This is a genomic window from Chryseobacterium sp. R2ACT005 (genome assembly GCF_049949215.1).
Classification (GTDB): Bacteria; Bacteroidota; Bacteroidia; order Flavobacteriales; family Weeksellaceae; genus Chryseobacterium.
This window is the reverse complement of record NZ_CP188192.1, coordinates 1751053-1767759: the sequence shown is the minus strand read 5'-3', so window position 1 is coordinate 1767759 and position 16707 is coordinate 1751053. Positions and strand designations below refer to the sequence as shown.

Genomic DNA, 16707 nt, shown 5'->3' with positions numbered 1-16707 from the left:
TTAATATCTAAAGAATGTTAGTTTTAATTAATGTTTTACTGATGAAACATCTTCCGGATTGTGCTTGTGTTTAAACAATACAGCAAAGAATATAGCCAGTACCAGCGAATAAATAGCAAATGAAAGCCATATCTGCTGCCAGTCTTTTACCATCACTACAGACGAAAGGGTTCCGTCTGAATTAACCGCTGCATTGAAACTATTTTTCAGAATTTCAAGGAAAGTAGGATTATCCGGTGTAGTTTCCAGATAAGTAGATAATTCTGAAACGGTTGCGAATTTATGGGTAAAGAATTTATCAATAGCCCAACCTGCAATATAACTTCCAAAAACAGCTCCGAAACCGTTGGTCATCATCATAAATAACCCCTGAGCTGAAGAACGTATTTTTTTATCTGTAGTTGTTTCTACGAAAAGTGACCCTGAAATATTAAAGAAATCAAATGCCATTCCATATACAATACATGAAAGGATGATCAGAGAAAGTCCAAATCCGTCCGGAACGCCATATGCAAAGAATCCAAATCTTAATACCCAAGCCAGCATAGACATCAGCATTACTTTTTTAATTCCGAATTTCTTCAGGAAGAAAGGAATCGCCAAAATAAACAAGGTTTCAGATACCTGAGAAATTGACATGATAATGGTAGATCTCTGTACTACAAATGAGTCAGCATATTTAGGAAAATGGGCAAATTCACTTAAGAAAACATCTCCATATGCATTGGTAAGCTGAAGTGCAGCCCCCAAAAGCATTGAAAATAAAAAGAACAAGGCCATTTTATAGTTTCCAAAAAGTTTGAATGCATTCAATCCTAATTGTTCAGATAGCGGCGAATTTTTATCAATCAGCTTTTGTGGCGGACATTTTGGTAAGGTAAGTGCATAAATTCCTAAAAATATTGCGATAGCTCCTCCAATATAAAACTGTCCTTCTGTAGCTTTGTTTCCGCTAAGATTTGTAATCCACATGGCAACAATAAAACCAATAGTTCCCCATACACGAATCGGCGGGAAGTCTTTTACAACATCCAGATTGTTATTTTTCAGGATCGTATAAGAAATTGAGTTGGCAAGTGCTATCGTAGGCATGTAAAAACACATCGCAAGAAGCATTACTGAAAAGAAAGAATTTGGATCTGTGGAATGAGGTAATATGAAAAGAGTAACCCCATAAAGAATGTGTAGTACTGAAAATATTCGTTCCGCATTGATCCAGCGGTCAGCGATAATTCCAGTAATGGTTGGCATAAAGATGGAAGCTATTCCCATGGTTCCGAACACAGCTCCAAACTGAGTTCCTTCCCAATGTTTTGTGCCAAACCAGAAGTTTGCCATCGTAATCAGCCATGCTCCCCAAACAAAAAATTGGAGAAAACTGAGGATGGTCAGTCGTAATTTTAAATTCATAGTTTATATAAAAAGTATCTCTTTAGTCAATTGTCTTTTTCCTTCTCTTGATCTCTTCCTGAATTTCAAGAGCAGTATCATAATCTTCCTCTTTAACGGCATCTTCCAGTAATTTCTGAAGTTCTTCCATAGAAAGAGATTTTAAATTATCTTCCGTCTGTACAGTTTCTGAGAAAGATTGGTCTTCTTTGGCAACATCTTCCAGTTCTAATAAAATCCCTGCTTCATTCAAAACCTGCTGTGTTGTAAATATAGGTGCATCAAATCTTACCGCCATTGCAACAGCATCAGAGGTTCTGGCATCAAGAATCAATTCTTCGTCGTTCGCTTTATTTTTAAAGTTGATATTTGAAAAGAATACTCCGTCTACAATCTGATAAATAATAACAGAGATCAGCTCATAGTTGGCAGAGACTATAAATTTTGTGAATAAATCATGAGTAAGAGGACGCGGTGGATGGATATCTTTTTCCAATCCGAGAGAGATAGACTGGGCTTCGAAATTTCCTATAACAACAGGTAATTTTATGTGTGTTTCTTCATGCTCCAGTAACAATGCGTAAGCCCCCGACTGGGTCTGGCTGTACGATATTCCGCGAATAATTAGCTGTTTATAATCCATAGCTACAAATATAGATTAATTTTTTATTGTGATTTTACTTTTTTACGCAAAAATAAAAGCCCGGAAAGCCGAGCTTTTATCTGTATTGTTGATGATTGTCAAACGTCAATAGTGAATTTTGCTTTGCAAGTGAATTATTTAATTAAAAATTGACGAGCAAAGCGAATTGACTATTCACTTTCTTATCCTTTTATTGCTTTAATTTTCTCTGTTAATGCAGGAATAATCTGGAAAGCATCTCCTACTACTCCATAATCAGCAGACTTGAAGAATGGTGCTTCAGGATCGCTGTTGATTACTACGATAGTTTTTGAAGAGTTTACTCCGGCAAGGTGCTGAATAGCTCCTGAAATCCCTACAGCAATGTAAAGATTTGGAGAAATTGCCTTACCTGTTTGTCCTACGTGCTCTGTGTGAGGTCTCCATCCGATGTCAGAAACCGGTTTAGAACATGCTGTAGCTGCTCCTAACACGTTTGCTAAATCTTCAATCATTCCCCAGTTTTCAGGACCTTTCATCCCTCTACCAGCAGAAACAACAACTTCAGCTTCTTTAAGGTCTAGTTTACCTGAACTCTGCTCATGAGAAATCACTTTAGTATCTTCATTAGCTACTGATAAGTTTTTCACTTCTTCTGAACCTGATACTGCATTTTCTTTAACACCGAAAGCGTTTTGAGAAACCGTAACGATTACTCCGTTTCCTTCAGCTTTTGCATGCATAAAACCTTTTCCGGAGAATGCTCTTCTCTTTACCTGGAAAGGAGAAAGGCTTTCAGGAGCTTCTAAAGCGTTAGTAATTAAAGAATAGTTCTTCATTACAGAAAGCATAGGAGCAATTGAAGAAGCATCAGTTGTATGAGGGAAAACGATGATGTTTCCGTCTGCTACTTCACTTACAGCCTGTGCGAATGCTTTTGCTGAGAAGTTTTTAAGACCTTCGTCTTTGATATTGATTACATTTGATGCTCCATATTTGTATAATAAATCTGAAGAATCTGTTGGGTTTACAGAGATTGCCGTAACGGTATCTCCAGCCTTATCAGCAACAGCTTTAGCGTAAGAAACTGCTTCAAAAGCTGCCTTTTTGTAAACTCCGTTTATATTTTCTGCGTATACGAATACTGCCATTGTTTATATTTTTTAGGTTGTAGGGTTTAGGTTATAGGGATTAGGTCTGAGAAGTATGTGTAAAAACTGCTACCTATCACCTCTTACCTGTTATCTTAATTAGATTACTTTAGCTTCTTCGTGAAGCAATCTTACCAATTCATCCAGGTTGTCAGGAGAAACCATTTTCACAGCTGCTCTTGGCGGAACACTGTCATAAGATACACCCTGAACTTTTACTTCTGAAGAAGAAGGCTCTACTACCTGCAGAGGTTTTGTTCTTGCAGACATAATTCCTCTCATATTCGGGATGATAAGGTCTTTTTCATCTACCAATCCTTTCTGACCTGCAATAATTGCCGGTAATTTTACAGAAATAGTTTCTTTTCCTCCTTCAATTTCTCTTACTGCAGTAGCTTCGTTTCCGTTTACGTCTAATCCTACTGAAGCGTTTACGAAAGGCTGGTTCAATAGCTGAGCCACCATTCCTGGCACGGAACCTCCGTTATAGTCGATAGATTCTTTTCCGCAAAGGATAAGATCATATCCTCCGTTTTGAGCTACAGCTGCAATTTCTTTTGCTGTAGAATAGCTGTCTTTAGGATCAAGATTTACTCTTACAGCATCATTAGCACCAATTGCCAAAGCCTTTCTGATCACAGGTTCTGTACCAGCATCTCCTACGTTGATTACTGTTACTGTTGCTCCCTGAGATTCCTGAAGTTTAACCGCTTTTGTCAACGCAAATTCGTCTAGCGGATTGATTACCCACTGAATTCCGTTCTTGTCGAAAGCAGATTTATCTGCTGTAAAGTTAATTTTGGAAGTAGTATCCGGAACACTACTAATACAAACTAATATTTTCATGTGTACTATTTTATTTTTTCCCTTTGACGCATAAAATCATGACAGTTTATGCAGAGATTTTGTTTGAATTAATTTTTGCTAATATAAATAAAAAATATATTATGCATGCATAATACTTATTAAATTATTATTCAATACATTAGATGTAGTTACTTCGCTGGTTTTGTTGCCCTAAACTCTATTTTACTTGGCAAAACTCTTGGATTCATCTTTAAAATATCCAATATGAGATTCCCCATATCTTCGGGCTGAATCTTCCAACTGTCTTTTTCTGATGGAATATTTCCGTTAAAATGAGTGGCCACCGAACCCGGCATAATAACCGTAGACTTAATATTATATTTTCTTAAATCAATCATCGCTGCCTGGGTAAAACCTACCACTCCGAATTTTGAAGCATTGTATCCCGTTCCGTTTTCAAAGAAGTTGGCCCCTGCAAGACTTGAGATGGTAATATAGTAACCTTCTGTCTTCTTCAGTTCTTCTACAGAAGCTTTTAAGGTATAGAAAACACCTGTGAGATTGGTTTCTATCATATCATTCCATTCTTCTGCTGTGAGTTCGTCTACGGGTTTAAATATTCCCAATCCTGCATTAGCAATGATATAATCCAGTCTTCCGAACTTTTCAACGGTATATTTTACTGCTTCCTGCTCGCTTTCCAGGCTTCTTACGTCAGAAACAATTCCCAAAACATTTTCTGAGTATTGTTTAAGTTCCTCTTCCGCCTTCATGACATCTTCTTTTTTTCTTCCTGAAAAAGCTACTGAGATTCCATTTTCAAGTAAAATTTTAGCAATTCCGAAACCAATACCTTTGGTTCCCCCTGTTATATAAGCTGTTTTATTCTCTGCCATTGATTCCCTAATTTTAATTCTCTAAAATAACAAAAACGCTCCAATTGGAGCGTTTTACTGATACTAAGATTTATCAGGAATTATTTTTTTATAAATTTCTCTGTAAAGTTTCTTCCTTCCGTTTCTACATTCAGTAAATAGGCTCCGGAAGATAGGTTGCTTACATTCACCTGATCCCCATTCAATGTTACATCTATTCTTTTTCCTGACATATCATACACTTCAACATGTTTTATCTTGCCAGGAGTTGTAATTTTTATCACTTCAGTAGCAGGGTTTGGATAAATGGATAGTTTCACATCGTTTTTAACGGCATCTTTTGTAGATAGTGATGCTTCATTATTGATTTTAATATTATCAATATAGGCAGAACCTCCATAATTATCATGCACAAAATCCATTCTGTTAATATTATTGTTACTGAATGGTTGTCCTGTGTAGATCAGCGCATCATTCAGGAAATATTGGATTCCTGTAGCAGTAGACACTATTTTCACTCTGTACCAAGTATTGGCATTCCAGGTCTGATTGGTATTTACTAAGTTAGCTGAACCAGCTGTAGCTAGTAAAATTGCACCGTCGTAAGAAAAATCAATATAAGTAACAATCCCTCCTGCTCCAGTTGTACTTACTGTTCTGAATACAAAATCCGAACTTGATGTGCTTTTTTGGGTAAGTCTTACATCAAATGATTGTGTAAAGCTATTATAGGTTAATGGTGTAGTAAAGGTATAGAAACCACCCATTACAGGGCTTTGCTGTGGTCCATAAGGTAAATCTGGTGTTATTTTAAGACTATTTGAACCTTGAGTTGCCATTTCAGTTGAAACCAATTGAGTGGTCAAATATACTGGCGGTACACCTCCATCATTTGTAGTAATCCAACCCTGCTGGCCATTAATATTTCCTGTTGTAAATCCTTCACTGGCTTCAAAAGAAATAGTCTGCTGGGCAAAAGATGTTATGGAAATCAACGAAATTGCGAAAATGTAAAGTTTCTTCATGATATTTTTTAGTTTTGAGCAAATATAGGTCTTTTAATCAAAAAAGCAAAATCAACGAATATTTTAAACATAAAAATAAATTAACATAATATATTTTAACCTAAACAAATAAAGATATTAAACCTAAATAAAAGTGTCATTTCCAAAAAATCATCCATAAATCCTACAGCACGCTAAAAAGAACACAGGTTCTCAGAATCAATAAATAATTTATCTGATGATCACTTTTTCTGTAAAATTCCTTCCTTCAGTTTTGATATTAACCATATATACGCCTGCAGGAAAACCTTTTACATCCATTCTGCTACTCTTTGTTTCAGTTTTGATCAGCTTTCCTGATTCATCATAGATCTCAATACTTTTAACTGTACCTGGAGAATTAATCTGTATAAAATCATTTGCAGGATTAGGGTAAACAGATACTTCTTTAGCAGTAATCTTTGAATCCCTAATCCCCAATACCAATAGTTCACTATTTATTTTAATATTATCAATATAAGCAGCCCCCGACGCATTATTATGGACAAAACGCAGCTGATCTATATTCATTGAACTTGCGGCTATACCTGTATAAATAAGAACATTATTAACGTAATATCTGACATCTGTGGCAGTTCCTACGACTTTCACTCTGTACCAGATATTAGGCAGCCAGGCTGAAGATATGGAAATCAAATCCTGTGTACCTGATACGGTATTCAAAATTTTGAGCAATCCGGTTTTATCAAAATCCAATCTCACAACCAACTGATCATCAACGTTATTTACTCCCTGAAAACCAAAATCAGAGCCGTTGAGCTGCGACATATTGATATCAAATGATACAGAAAAATTATTATAAACAAGAGGAGCCGGCAGGTTATAAAAACCTCCGATAATAGGATCAGACTGAGTTCCGTAGGTTGCTTCTTTGACAATTTTGAGGGAGCTGCTTCCATCGCTGGCTTTATCTACGCTGATGGTCTGATGGGTTACATTTGCAGGAACTCCTCCTGTGGGAGTACTGATCCATCCCACCTGGCCATGGATATTTCCAGCGTTGAACCCTTCATTGAATTCAAAGGATACAGCCTGCTGTGCAAAAACGCATGCTGACAATAGTGAAATTGCAATTGAGTAGTATTTTTTCATAGGAAATCAAGTTTTGTATTAAAAATATAAACTTTCCATGAATGGTGAAATAACTTATTGCAAATAAAAAATAACGCTTTTATACTCAGTGAATTTAATTTTCAAATCTATTAAAAACGTCTTCCCATACAGGTAAAACAATTCAATTCAGAGCAAAAAAATAAGGTATCTCTTTCCAGAAATACCTTATTGTATCTTATTTTCGTTGAATTACTTTGAATAATTTTCAAAGAACAACGGAATACTTTCAATTCCTTTATAGAAATTAAATAATCCATAGTGCTCGTTTGGAGAGTGGATTGCATCAGAATCCAATCCGAAGCCCATCAATACAGATTTAGCTCCTAAAACCTGCTCAAACATTGCTGTAATTGGAATACTTCCTCCTCCCCTGTAGGGAAGAACTTCTTTTCCGAATGCAGACTCCATCGCCTGTTTTGCAGCCGCAAATTCTTTGGTATCCGTTGGTAAAACATAAGGCATTCCTCCATGGTGAGGAGTTACTTTAATTTTTACCGTATCCGGAGCGATTTTTTCAAAATATTTCGTGAATTTTTCCGTGATTTCCTGAGGGGTCTGGTAAGGAACCAAACGCATGGAAATTTTAGCAAAAGCCTTAGAAGGAATTACAGTTTTTGCACCTTCTCCGGTATAACCACCCCAGATTCCGTTGCAGTCTAAAGTAGGACGGATAGATGTTCTTTCTAAAGTTGTATATCCTTTTTCTCCTTCTATATTGCTTAATCCGATTGATTTTTTGAATTCTTCAGGATTGTCTTTCAATTTGTTCATATCAGCTCTGTCTGCATCTGAAACCGTTTCTACATTATCATAGAACCCGTCAATAGTAATATGACCGTTTTCATCAATCAGATTAGCGATCATTCTTGAAAGAACGTGAATAGGGTTTGGAACCGCTCCACCGTAAAGACCTGAGTGCAAATCTCTGTTTGGGCCCTCCACTTCTACTTCTACATAGCTTAAACCTCTCAATCCTGTTGTAACAGTTGGCTGTTCGTTGCTGTAAATATGAGTATCGGAAATTAAGATACAGTCGCAAGTTAATTTCTCTTTATTTTCATTCACCCAGTCTCCTAAGCTTACAGAACCTACTTCTTCTTCTCCTTCTAAGATAAATTTAACGTTGCAAGGAAGAGCATTGGTTTTCATCATTGCTTCGAATGCCTTCAGGTGCATGAAAAACTGTCCTTTGTCATCCGCAGAACCTCTTGCAAAAATAGCTCCTTCAGGGTGCAGTTCAGTTTTTTCAATATAAGGCTCAAAAGGTGGCTTTGTCCATAATTCCAATGGATCTGCCGGCTGAACATCATAATGTCCATATACCAATACTGTAGGTAAACTTTTATCTAAAATCTTTTCTCCGAAAACAATTGGATAGCCTTTGGTCTGGCAAACTTCAACATTATCAGCTCCTGCATTTTTAAGGTGCGCTGCCACTACATCTGCACATTTCAAAACGTCATCTTTATACGCCGGATCTGCAGAAATAGAAGGAATTCTCAATAACTCAAATAATTCATCCACGAAACGCTGTTTGTTTTCGTTAATGTAATTTAATGTCTCTTGCATTGTAAAAATTTATTTTGTTAAAATTAAAAAAAATGCCCGGCAGGGACAAACAAAAAGACAGGATTTTACCAATCTTATGCTAATGAGCCTTATAGCCATCTTTTTTAATAAAAAATGCCCTGCAAAAACAGGGCATTTGTATATTTTGTACTTCTAATTAGTGTTCAGCTTTTGGAGCCTTTTCAGCTTCAGCAGGTTTTGCAGCAGCAGTACTGTCTGTTTTAGGAGCTGCAGTTTCTGGCTTTGCAGCAACTTCTTCCTTATGCTCTGCAGCAGCTGCATGTCCGTGACCTTCTCCCTGAGCAGCATCAGAATATCTGTCTACTCCTTCTTCCAGTTTCAAAGTCCCTTTATTTCCACCAGCTGGTACTTTTTTACAACTTACCGCTACTGTTGCAATTGCTAAACATATAACTAATTTTTTCATATGTAAAATTTATTTTTTTAAGATCATATGAAACCGCACTATTTTAGCCTATTCTGATTTATCCAAACAGCGGGCGATTTCATGTTTAAATTTTTGATTGCCCAAAAGTAAGAAATCCTGCTTTTTTCGGCAACATTTTTATACTGATTTTAATATTATTTTCCCTTTTTTGGATTGTGTAAAAATAAGGTAATGATCTCCCCCATCTTTCAAACCATACTTTTTCTTGATTTCTTCAGGTTTTAAAGGGTAATTTTTTGAAATGATATTATACTGTTCTTTTTTCTTAATATTTTTAGAGTCAACGAGTTCCACTTCCATAATTCTCCCGGGAAAGTCTCCTTTCTTTTCACTGGAGGTATAGAAATGACTGTTAGGATGAAGCTTTTTTAATCCGAATTTCTGTGAAATCAAATTAAAAACTCCTGCTTTCAAAATAGAGTTATTGGGAATGTAAATGTATTTTTCAGGCTCAGAATATTCAGACTCGGCATTTTCTTCTTCCCCAAATCTGAAAGTAAAGGCAGATTCGCCACTCTCAAGGTTCACACAGCTGCAGATAATCTCGTCCGTATTTTCGTTGGATAAAAAAATGACAACTTCTTTTACATCATTTTTCAGGGCAATAATTTCTATCCTTGAAATAGCCGGCAACATTGACACAAGATACTTAAGATCAATAAGTGGAGAGAGTTTAATGACGACCTGATTGGAAATAGACAGCAATTTCTCCTGGATTTCGAGAATATCAGGAGACAGGTCTTCTAAAAGAAAAACCTTATTTTTTTGCTGATCTCTTCTGGCCGGATCAAGATAAATGACATCAAAATGTTCCTGATTCCCGTTCAGGAAATCTTCAAGCTTCTTGTTGATAAAATTTGCATGACGTCCTAAAGTATTCCAGTTATGCTCAACAATTTCTAAAAGCTCTGTATTCTGCTCTACCAAAGTGATATGATCGAAGTTTTGAGACAGATAATAGGCATCAATACCAAAACCGCTCGTGAGATCAATAAATGTACTCCCTTTCAGGATGTTGGATTTATAAAGGGCTGTTTTTTCTGATGATGACTGCTCGAGATTAAGCTGTGGCGGAAAAATAATCCCTTCTTTCAAGAGAAAAGGAAACTTTCTTTCAGCAACCTGTTTTCCTTTAATCTGCTGTACAATTTCCTGCATAGAAACTTCCGGAAAGGGTGATTTTTTCAGCAGTAGTGTATGTAAATCTGCATTCAGATTTGCATTGATATAGTTTTGAATGTCTTTGTTTATTAATTTAACCACAGATATCACGGATTTTCACAGATGTTTATGTTTTATTATTTGAGTTTTATTCATTCTATTTTTAAGCCAAAGACAGCATGGTTTTTTAAATCCTGATCTTTTATTTCTTTATATTATTCCAATTTGATATATCGCTGATAGTTTTCTTATTAACTATAAAAAACAGACGCAATCATCAGTGAAAATCTGTGCTATCTGCGGTCATTTTTAGAATATTAATCTAAATTTCCTCTTACCTTCCGAAAAATACTTTTGCTAATTTGATCAGTATTAAAGTTAACCAAAATTCCTAGTTTCAATCCTGTTAACTTTAGATAGCTTAATAACTGCTGATGATAAATATTTGCTATTTCTGTTACGGCTTTGACTTCTATGATAACTTTATCTTCCACAATTATATCTGCGATAAAGCTTGAATCAATAAGAATCTCTTTGAAATTTATTGGAATTGGCACTTGTGTTTTAACACTTAAACCATTATTTTCTAACTCAAATGCCAAAACTTTCTCATAAACCTTTTCTAAAAGCCCTGGTCCAAGTTCATTATAAACAGAAAATATAGATTTCCTGATATAAAAACTTATCTCGTTTTCTTTATAACATTTGTATTTTGTGTTTCATAAATCTACACAAAATCTCATTTGAAATGATTAGTCTATCAAATTATCTTTTGTAAAAAATATAATCCGTCAATACCGGAGTTATTCCATTCTGCTTAAGCAAAGAATTGATTTGTCCTCTGTGATAGGTAGAGTGATTGACTGCATGAAAAAGCATTTCAAAAATACTGTTTTCAAATTTTGTTCCTCTTGAATTCTGATATTCTACTCTTTTGTCCAGATCAAAATTTCTTATAATATCAATGCTTTTAAGAAAATTTCTATGGTTAATTTCCTCAAGAGATTCAAAAGGATTGATCTGCCAGACTTCAAAAGTAGTTTCTCCCAAAATCCGGGCATTCCAGATCTGTTGTGCATTAAGAGTATGATTAATCAGGCTGATGGTTTTATCATCAACAAGTTCTCTGTTTTCAGAAATAACTTTAATCATCTCAACATTGAAATGATAGGTGTATTCAAATAAGTCTACCAGTTTTTCTTTCATTATTCAAACATTTCAGCCCAGCGAACCGCTTTTATCTCCTTTTCGTTATACAGATCTCCGATAGACTTTTTAACGTCTAATTTAGGGTATAAATTTACCCCTATCAGCTTTATTTTTCCTTCTTCAATCCATTGCTGCTCTTCAACAGCATGATCATAGATCTTTTTCTGAACAACTCCCTGTTTCAACAGTTCAAGATACCCTCCGGCTTCCTCGATTTCAACAAATAAAGCCCATGATTTCTCTGCAAACTGCTTCGTAATATCTTCAATATAATAACTTCCGTTCGCAGCATCTTCAAATACATTGATGATACTTTCGTAAGCGAGCACAATCTGCTGTTTGAAAGAAATTTCTTCCGAATTATCTGTACTTCTGTTTACAAGATAATTATTGGTAAAAACAGCGTCAGCTCCTCCGATCATTGCAGAAGCAAGTTCTAATGTAGAGCGGATCAGGTTGTTTTCATTGTCAGAAACGGCTTTATTTCGCAGTGAAGTCTCCGCAAAGATGTAAGGAACTTCATCCATACCATATTCCTTAGAAAGCTGGTTGAAAACAATTTTAAAGGCTCTCAGTTTTGCCATTTCAAAAAAGTAATTTCCTCCTACTGCTATTCTGAAGATTAGCTTATTCAAAATTTCAGCACCATAAGCTTCTACCAGTTCTTTAGTTTTTGCTAGCGCAATACCAAGCTGCTGATAAATGGCTGCTCCGGCATTCTGATGCAGTGAGATATCTACACAGATATTTCTTTTAAAGTCTTTAGCCAGTAATTCTTTAGCCAGCTGGTCGTCTATACTTCCTTCTTTTTCATTAAAAATGTCAATCAATGAAAAATACTGGTCTTCTTCTTTAGGGCTGATGTGCCCTGCAAGTTCTTTATTGTTAACAAAAAGAGTTTTCTGATCAAGATTTTCTACATTATGATCAAGGATAAATGCAAATACTTCCTCTTCTAAACTTTCATGATATTGTGCTACCAAATGGGTGCTTTCTTCAACTCTAGGCAGATTTACCAAAGGCTTCTGAACTTCCGTGTAAAAGGGCTTCACCTCTATTCCTTCCAAATTCTGTTTTTCTAAAATAGGGTAAATATCCTCTGTTTTAAGTTGTTTTTTGACTAAACTTTCCCAGTTTGAAAATATATCTGTATTTGACATTAGTTTTAGTTTAAATTGTGAATTGTCAATAATGAATTTTTCTTTCTATATAATAGTACCATAAAACAAAATTAATTGCCCATTCACTATTGACCTTTTTAGCAAGCCCTTATTTCTTAGCAACTTTTGTGCTGTCTACCACCAAAATGAAAATCTCTTCATTCGGCTTTTTCATAAAATAGTTTTCTCTTGCGTATTTTTCCTTCTCAGACTTGTTGTTCATCAGTTTTTTATAAAAAGCATCATTTTTTTCGTATTCTTTTTTGTAGAAGTCCAGCTGCTCTTCATATTTCCTGATCTCACCATTCAGTTCATTGATTACAAGAAATGAGGTTTTATCGAAAAAAATCATCCATACCAAAAACAGACAAATCGTAATGGTATACTTATTCAAAACATATTTCTGTATAAGTTTGAATGTTTCAGATTTCGGCTGAATGTCTTTGATAAGGTTGTTTTCTTCCATTTTTTTAATGTTTTTTCAACGAGTTTTTAATAACAGTAGTTAAAAAATCAATCGCTACGGAATTCTGCTTCATATTTGGGATAATAAGATCGGCATCATTTTTAGAAGGCTCTATGAATTCCTGGTGCATTGGTTTCAATGTAGTCTGATAACGGTGTAATACTTCGCTCAGATCTCTTCCCCTTTCCTGGGTATCTCTCCTGATCCTCCTGATCAGCCTTTCGTCAGAATCTGCATGAACAAATACTTTCAAATCAAATTCTTTCAGTAATTCTTTGTTGGTAAGAACCAAAATTCCTTCTACTACCAATACGTTTTTAGGTTCTACAGTGACATGATCTCCTGTTCTGGAATGAGTGACAAAGCTGTAAATGGGCTGTTCAATAGGCTCATTATTCTTTAAAGCTTTCACATGTTTTATCAATAATTCAAAATCTATCGACTTGGGATGGTCATAATTCAGAGCTTCTCTTTCCGTCAATGTAAGACCTTGGTTGTCGTGATAATAATTATCCTGAGAAAGGATATTCATTCCCTCAATATCAAGCTGCTGAAGTATCTTGTCAACAACTGTAGTTTTGCCGGATCCAGTACCACCGGCAATTCCTATTACAAGCATTATTTTTTTGTTTCTTTATAGTTGGTACAAATATACTATTTTAGATAAAATATGACAATGTAAGAGTATTGAGAAATTAAAAGATTAAAGCATGTAAAGATTAAAAGATTTTCCTGAAGCCTTCTACTCTTTGTCATTTATTGCCATTACTCAACTTTCCCCTTCGGATTCAATAAAAAAACCGGCAAATTGATTGCCGGTTTTTTTATTTATACGATTTCGCTTGTCAATTCGCGCGAAATTAATTTTTCATGCATAGGCTTCAAAACATCCATTGAGCCTGTTTTTACGGTACATTTGCCTTTGTAGTGAACAAGCATCGTACATTGTTCTGCCTGCTCCAGGGTATGTTTGCATATTTCGATAAGACAGTCTATTACATAATCAAATGTATGAATATCGTCATTATGCAGTACCAGTTTATAAACTTCATCCGTATCATCCAGAACGAGGACTTCTTCTTCATACTGGCGCTTTGGATCTTCATAATCTTTTATGATATTATAAAAATTCATTCTAACTGTTTTAAACTTCTCCAATTTTATCTGCTAAATGATCTATAGCATTAGGTTCCTCATAGACCAGTTCTACAAGTTCTACACTTTTATTATTCATTTTCAGAATTTTAAAGTGGTAGTCCTCAAGATCAAATTCCTGGTTTTCTTCAGGGATATCTTCTAACTCATAAAGAATGAATCCGGCTAATGAATTGTACTCACTTTCTTCTGAAAGCGGCAGTCTTTTAGGCAGAAATTCATTGATTTCGTCCAAAGGCTGTGTAGCCTGCACCCAATAGGTATTATCTGATATTTTATCAACGATTTTTTCTTCATCGTCTTCTTCATCCTGAATTTCCCCTACCAGTTCTTCCAGAATATCTTCTAATGTAATAATTCCTTCAGTCCCACCAAATTCATCAATAACAACAGCGATATGTTGTTTTTTAAGCTGGAACGTTTTCAGTAAGTCTGAAACTTTTTTACTTTCCACAACGAAAAAGGCATCCCGCATTAAATCTTTAAGGTCTTCATGATCCAGATTTCCTTTTCTTTTAACAAATTCCCTGATGATTTCTTTTGTATAGAAAATCCCGATGATATTATCAATGGAGTCAATATATACCGGAATACGGGAATACCCGCTGTCCATAATCTTATTGATGATATCTGTAACATCTTCTTCAAAATCTATGGAAGTAATATTCTGTCTAGGAACCATGATCTGTTTAGCAGAATGATCGGTAAAATCAAATGCATTTTTGATGATCTCATAGTTTTCTTCTTCAATCTCTCCGCTGTCAGCACTTTGTTTTACCAAAAGCTGAAGCTCTTCTGTAGAGTGAATTTCCTGTTCGGAAGCCGGGTGAATTTTAACCAATCTAAGGAAACCATTTGACATTGAGTTCATCAACCAGATAAACGGTTTAAAAATTGTGTAAAAAACCCTTAGCGGAACAGCTGTTGCCATTGTAGTGGCTTCAGATTTTCTGATCGCAATTGATTTTGGGATAAGCTCACCAAATACAATGTGCATAATGGTAATCAACACAAAACTGGTCACTACAGAGATTGTAGTAATCGTTGTCTGAGTAAGATCAATACTCAGAGATGCGAAGATATTTTCAACCATATGATGCAAGGCACTTTCTCCTACCCAACCAAGAGCAAGGGATGCCAATGTAATTCCTAATTGTGTAGCGGAAAGATATTCATCAAGATGCTTGATGATATGTTCTGCCTGTTTAGCCATAGAATTACCTTCTGCGGCTTTTAACTGAATTTGTGAGTAACGAACTTTAACAATTGAAAATTCTGCGGCTACGAAGAAGCCATTTAGTAAAACAAGAAATAAGGCCAGCAAAAGCCTGACTATGTCCGAGTCCATTTAGAGGTTGTATAAATTTTATTAGGTACAAAGATATGCAAAATAAAAATAACCTGAATCCGGGATAGATTATTTTGATTGAGGATTTTTTGAAAGAAAATATGAAGCGATAAGATGTCGCTATTTTTTATTTAAAAAAATAATTGAATACATCCTCTCATTTCTATATAAAAAGACGGTTTTTGAACGGTAAATAGCAGTTTTAGTCTTATAAAAATAAAAAGCACCGAATTTATCGGTGCTTTAATGGTATGTTAAAATAATTCTTTATGAATTTTTCAAAGCTTCTGCTCCGGAAACAATTTCCAAGATTTCGTTGGTAATTGCTGCCTGTCTTGCTTTGTTGTAGAAGATCTTAAGATCATTTCTCAAAGCTTCTGCATTATCTGTAGCTTTGTGCATTGCTGTCATTCTCGCTCCGTGCTCAGATGCTACTGAATCAAGAATTGATTTGAAAACCTGCGTTTTGATAGACTTAGGAATCAGGTTATCCAGAATCTCAGCCCTGTTTGGTTCAAAGATATAATCTGTTTCTACCTGTGATTCTGTATTTTCAGGCATTGAGATTGGAAGAAGTTGTTCTGTTGTTACTTCCTGAGTTGCTGCATTAACGAATTTATTATAAATAACATATACTTCGTCAAATTTACCTTCTCTGAAGCTTGCCATTACTCCTTCAGTGATATGAGCAACAGCATCAAAGTTCAGATTATCATAAACAGAACTTCCATTAGCATATACTGAACGGCTTCTTCTTACAGCATCAAATGCTTTTTTACCTACAGGAAGAACTTCAATCTCATATTGAGAATTGTTCTGGAACTGAAGGTTAAGCTCCTTTACAATTGAAGAGTTAAAAGCTCCCGCAAGACCTCTGTTTGAAGTAACAGCGATGAAAAGTATTCTTTTAACCTCTCTTTTCTGAGCATATACAGAAATCTGATCAGGATCTGAACTAGAATTTACATTCTGGATAAGTTCCTGTAGTTTTTCAGAATATGGTCTTAGCATTACAATTGCATCCTGTGCTTTTTTAAGTTTCGCAGCGGAAACCATTTTCATAGCACGGGTAATCTGCATCGTAGATGAAATTGACGTAATTCTGCCTCGTATTTCTTTTAAGTTTGCCATTAATTTGGGTTCAAAGTTTAAGGTCTAAAGTTTAAGGCT

The 16707-nt window shown here is 35.3% G+C and carries 18 protein-coding genes; all 18 read right to left on the bottom strand.

All coding sequences use genetic code 11. The features are described 5' to 3' along the window. Nucleotides 1–27 precede the first annotated feature (27 nt). The 18 genes from ACPF63_RS08155 to atpG all read right to left on the bottom strand — a co-directional run bounded on the left by ACPF63_RS08155 (nucleotide 28) and on the right by atpG (nucleotide 16668). On the bottom strand, nucleotides 28–1410 hold the full coding sequence (locus tag ACPF63_RS08155) for a nucleoside permease (RefSeq protein ID WP_180563858.1): 1383 nt from the start codon (nucleotides 1408–1410) through the stop codon (nucleotides 28–30). A 22-nt stretch (nucleotides 1411–1432) separates the two neighbouring features. Then, nucleotides 1433–2032: a bifunctional nuclease family protein gene (locus ACPF63_RS08150; RefSeq protein ID WP_047385267.1), complete on the bottom strand. Its 600-nt coding sequence runs from the start codon at nucleotides 2030–2032 to the stop codon at nucleotides 1433–1435. A 182-nt stretch (nucleotides 2033–2214) separates the two neighbouring features. Further along, entirely contained in the window at nucleotides 2215–3162 is a 948-nt protein-coding gene (locus ACPF63_RS08145; RefSeq protein WP_426482637.1) for an electron transfer flavoprotein subunit alpha/FixB family protein, read from the bottom strand. A 99-nt stretch (nucleotides 3163–3261) separates the two neighbouring features. Beyond that, the gene (locus ACPF63_RS08140) at nucleotides 3262–4008 is read right to left on the bottom strand and encodes an electron transfer flavoprotein subunit beta/FixA family protein (RefSeq protein ID WP_077416979.1); all 747 of its coding nucleotides are present in this window, start codon (nucleotides 4006–4008) and stop codon (nucleotides 3262–3264) included. A 149-nt stretch (nucleotides 4009–4157) separates the two neighbouring features. Then, on the bottom strand, nucleotides 4158–4865 hold the full coding sequence (locus tag ACPF63_RS08135) for an SDR family oxidoreductase (RefSeq protein ID WP_077416977.1): 708 nt from the start codon (nucleotides 4863–4865) through the stop codon (nucleotides 4158–4160). 80 nt (nucleotides 4866–4945) lie between these two features. Beyond that, nucleotides 4946–5869, bottom strand: coding sequence for a T9SS type A sorting domain-containing protein (locus ACPF63_RS08130; RefSeq protein ID WP_426482636.1), 924 nt, complete (start codon nucleotides 5867–5869; stop codon nucleotides 4946–4948). Nucleotides 5870–6079: 210 nt separating this feature from the next. Continuing rightward, a complete protein-coding gene (locus ACPF63_RS08125; protein WP_426482635.1) occupies nucleotides 6080–7000 on the bottom strand; it encodes a T9SS type A sorting domain-containing protein in 921 nt (306 codons plus the stop codon). A 210-nt stretch (nucleotides 7001–7210) separates the two neighbouring features. Further along, complete coding sequence (locus ACPF63_RS08120) at nucleotides 7211–8590, bottom strand: dipeptidase (RefSeq protein ID WP_077416971.1); 1380 nt, start codon at nucleotides 8588–8590, stop codon at nucleotides 7211–7213. Between the two features lie 157 nt (nucleotides 8591–8747). After that, entirely contained in the window at nucleotides 8748–9017 is a 270-nt protein-coding gene (locus ACPF63_RS08115) for a hypothetical protein (protein WP_426482634.1), read from the bottom strand. A 138-nt stretch (nucleotides 9018–9155) separates the two neighbouring features. Next, a complete protein-coding gene (locus tag ACPF63_RS08110) occupies nucleotides 9156–10307 on the bottom strand; it encodes a class I SAM-dependent methyltransferase (RefSeq protein ID WP_426483204.1) in 1152 nt (383 codons plus the stop codon). Between the two features lie 209 nt (nucleotides 10308–10516). Beyond that, nucleotides 10517–10861 carry a GxxExxY protein gene (locus tag ACPF63_RS08105; protein WP_426483203.1) on the bottom strand — a complete coding sequence of 115 codons (345 nt, stop codon included), beginning with the start codon at nucleotides 10859–10861 and terminating at the stop codon, nucleotides 10517–10519. 103 nt (nucleotides 10862–10964) lie between these two features. Further along, nucleotides 10965–11405 (bottom strand): DinB family protein, encoded by a 441-nt coding sequence (locus ACPF63_RS08100; protein ID WP_077416964.1) that lies wholly within the window; start codon nucleotides 11403–11405, stop codon nucleotides 10965–10967. Then, complete coding sequence (locus ACPF63_RS08095; protein WP_426482633.1) at nucleotides 11405–12568, bottom strand: methylmalonyl-CoA mutase family protein; 1164 nt, start codon at nucleotides 12566–12568, stop codon at nucleotides 11405–11407. Before ACPF63_RS08095 ends, ACPF63_RS08100 begins: the two co-directional genes overlap by 1 nt. Nucleotides 12569–12677: 109 nt before the next feature. Next, the gene (locus ACPF63_RS08090) at nucleotides 12678–13034 is read right to left on the bottom strand and encodes an FtsB family cell division protein (RefSeq protein WP_047374422.1); all 357 of its coding nucleotides are present in this window, start codon (nucleotides 13032–13034) and stop codon (nucleotides 12678–12680) included. Between the two features lie 4 nt (nucleotides 13035–13038). Continuing rightward, nucleotides 13039–13653, bottom strand: a complete 615-nt coding sequence (gene udk, locus ACPF63_RS08085; protein ID WP_045497309.1) for a uridine kinase — start codon at nucleotides 13651–13653, stop codon at nucleotides 13039–13041. 209 nt (nucleotides 13654–13862) lie between these two features. After that, nucleotides 13863–14168 (bottom strand): ATP-dependent Clp protease adaptor ClpS, encoded by a 306-nt coding sequence (locus ACPF63_RS08080; protein ID WP_426482632.1) that lies wholly within the window; start codon nucleotides 14166–14168, stop codon nucleotides 13863–13865. Between the two features lie 10 nt (nucleotides 14169–14178). Continuing rightward, nucleotides 14179–15537 (bottom strand): hemolysin family protein, encoded by a 1359-nt coding sequence (locus tag ACPF63_RS08075; protein WP_077416958.1) that lies wholly within the window; start codon nucleotides 15535–15537, stop codon nucleotides 14179–14181. 267 nt (nucleotides 15538–15804) lie between these two features. Further along, on the bottom strand, nucleotides 15805–16668 hold the full coding sequence (gene atpG, locus ACPF63_RS08070; RefSeq protein ID WP_077416955.1) for an ATP synthase F1 subunit gamma: 864 nt from the start codon (nucleotides 16666–16668) through the stop codon (nucleotides 15805–15807). Nucleotides 16669–16707: the final 39 nt, after the last annotated feature.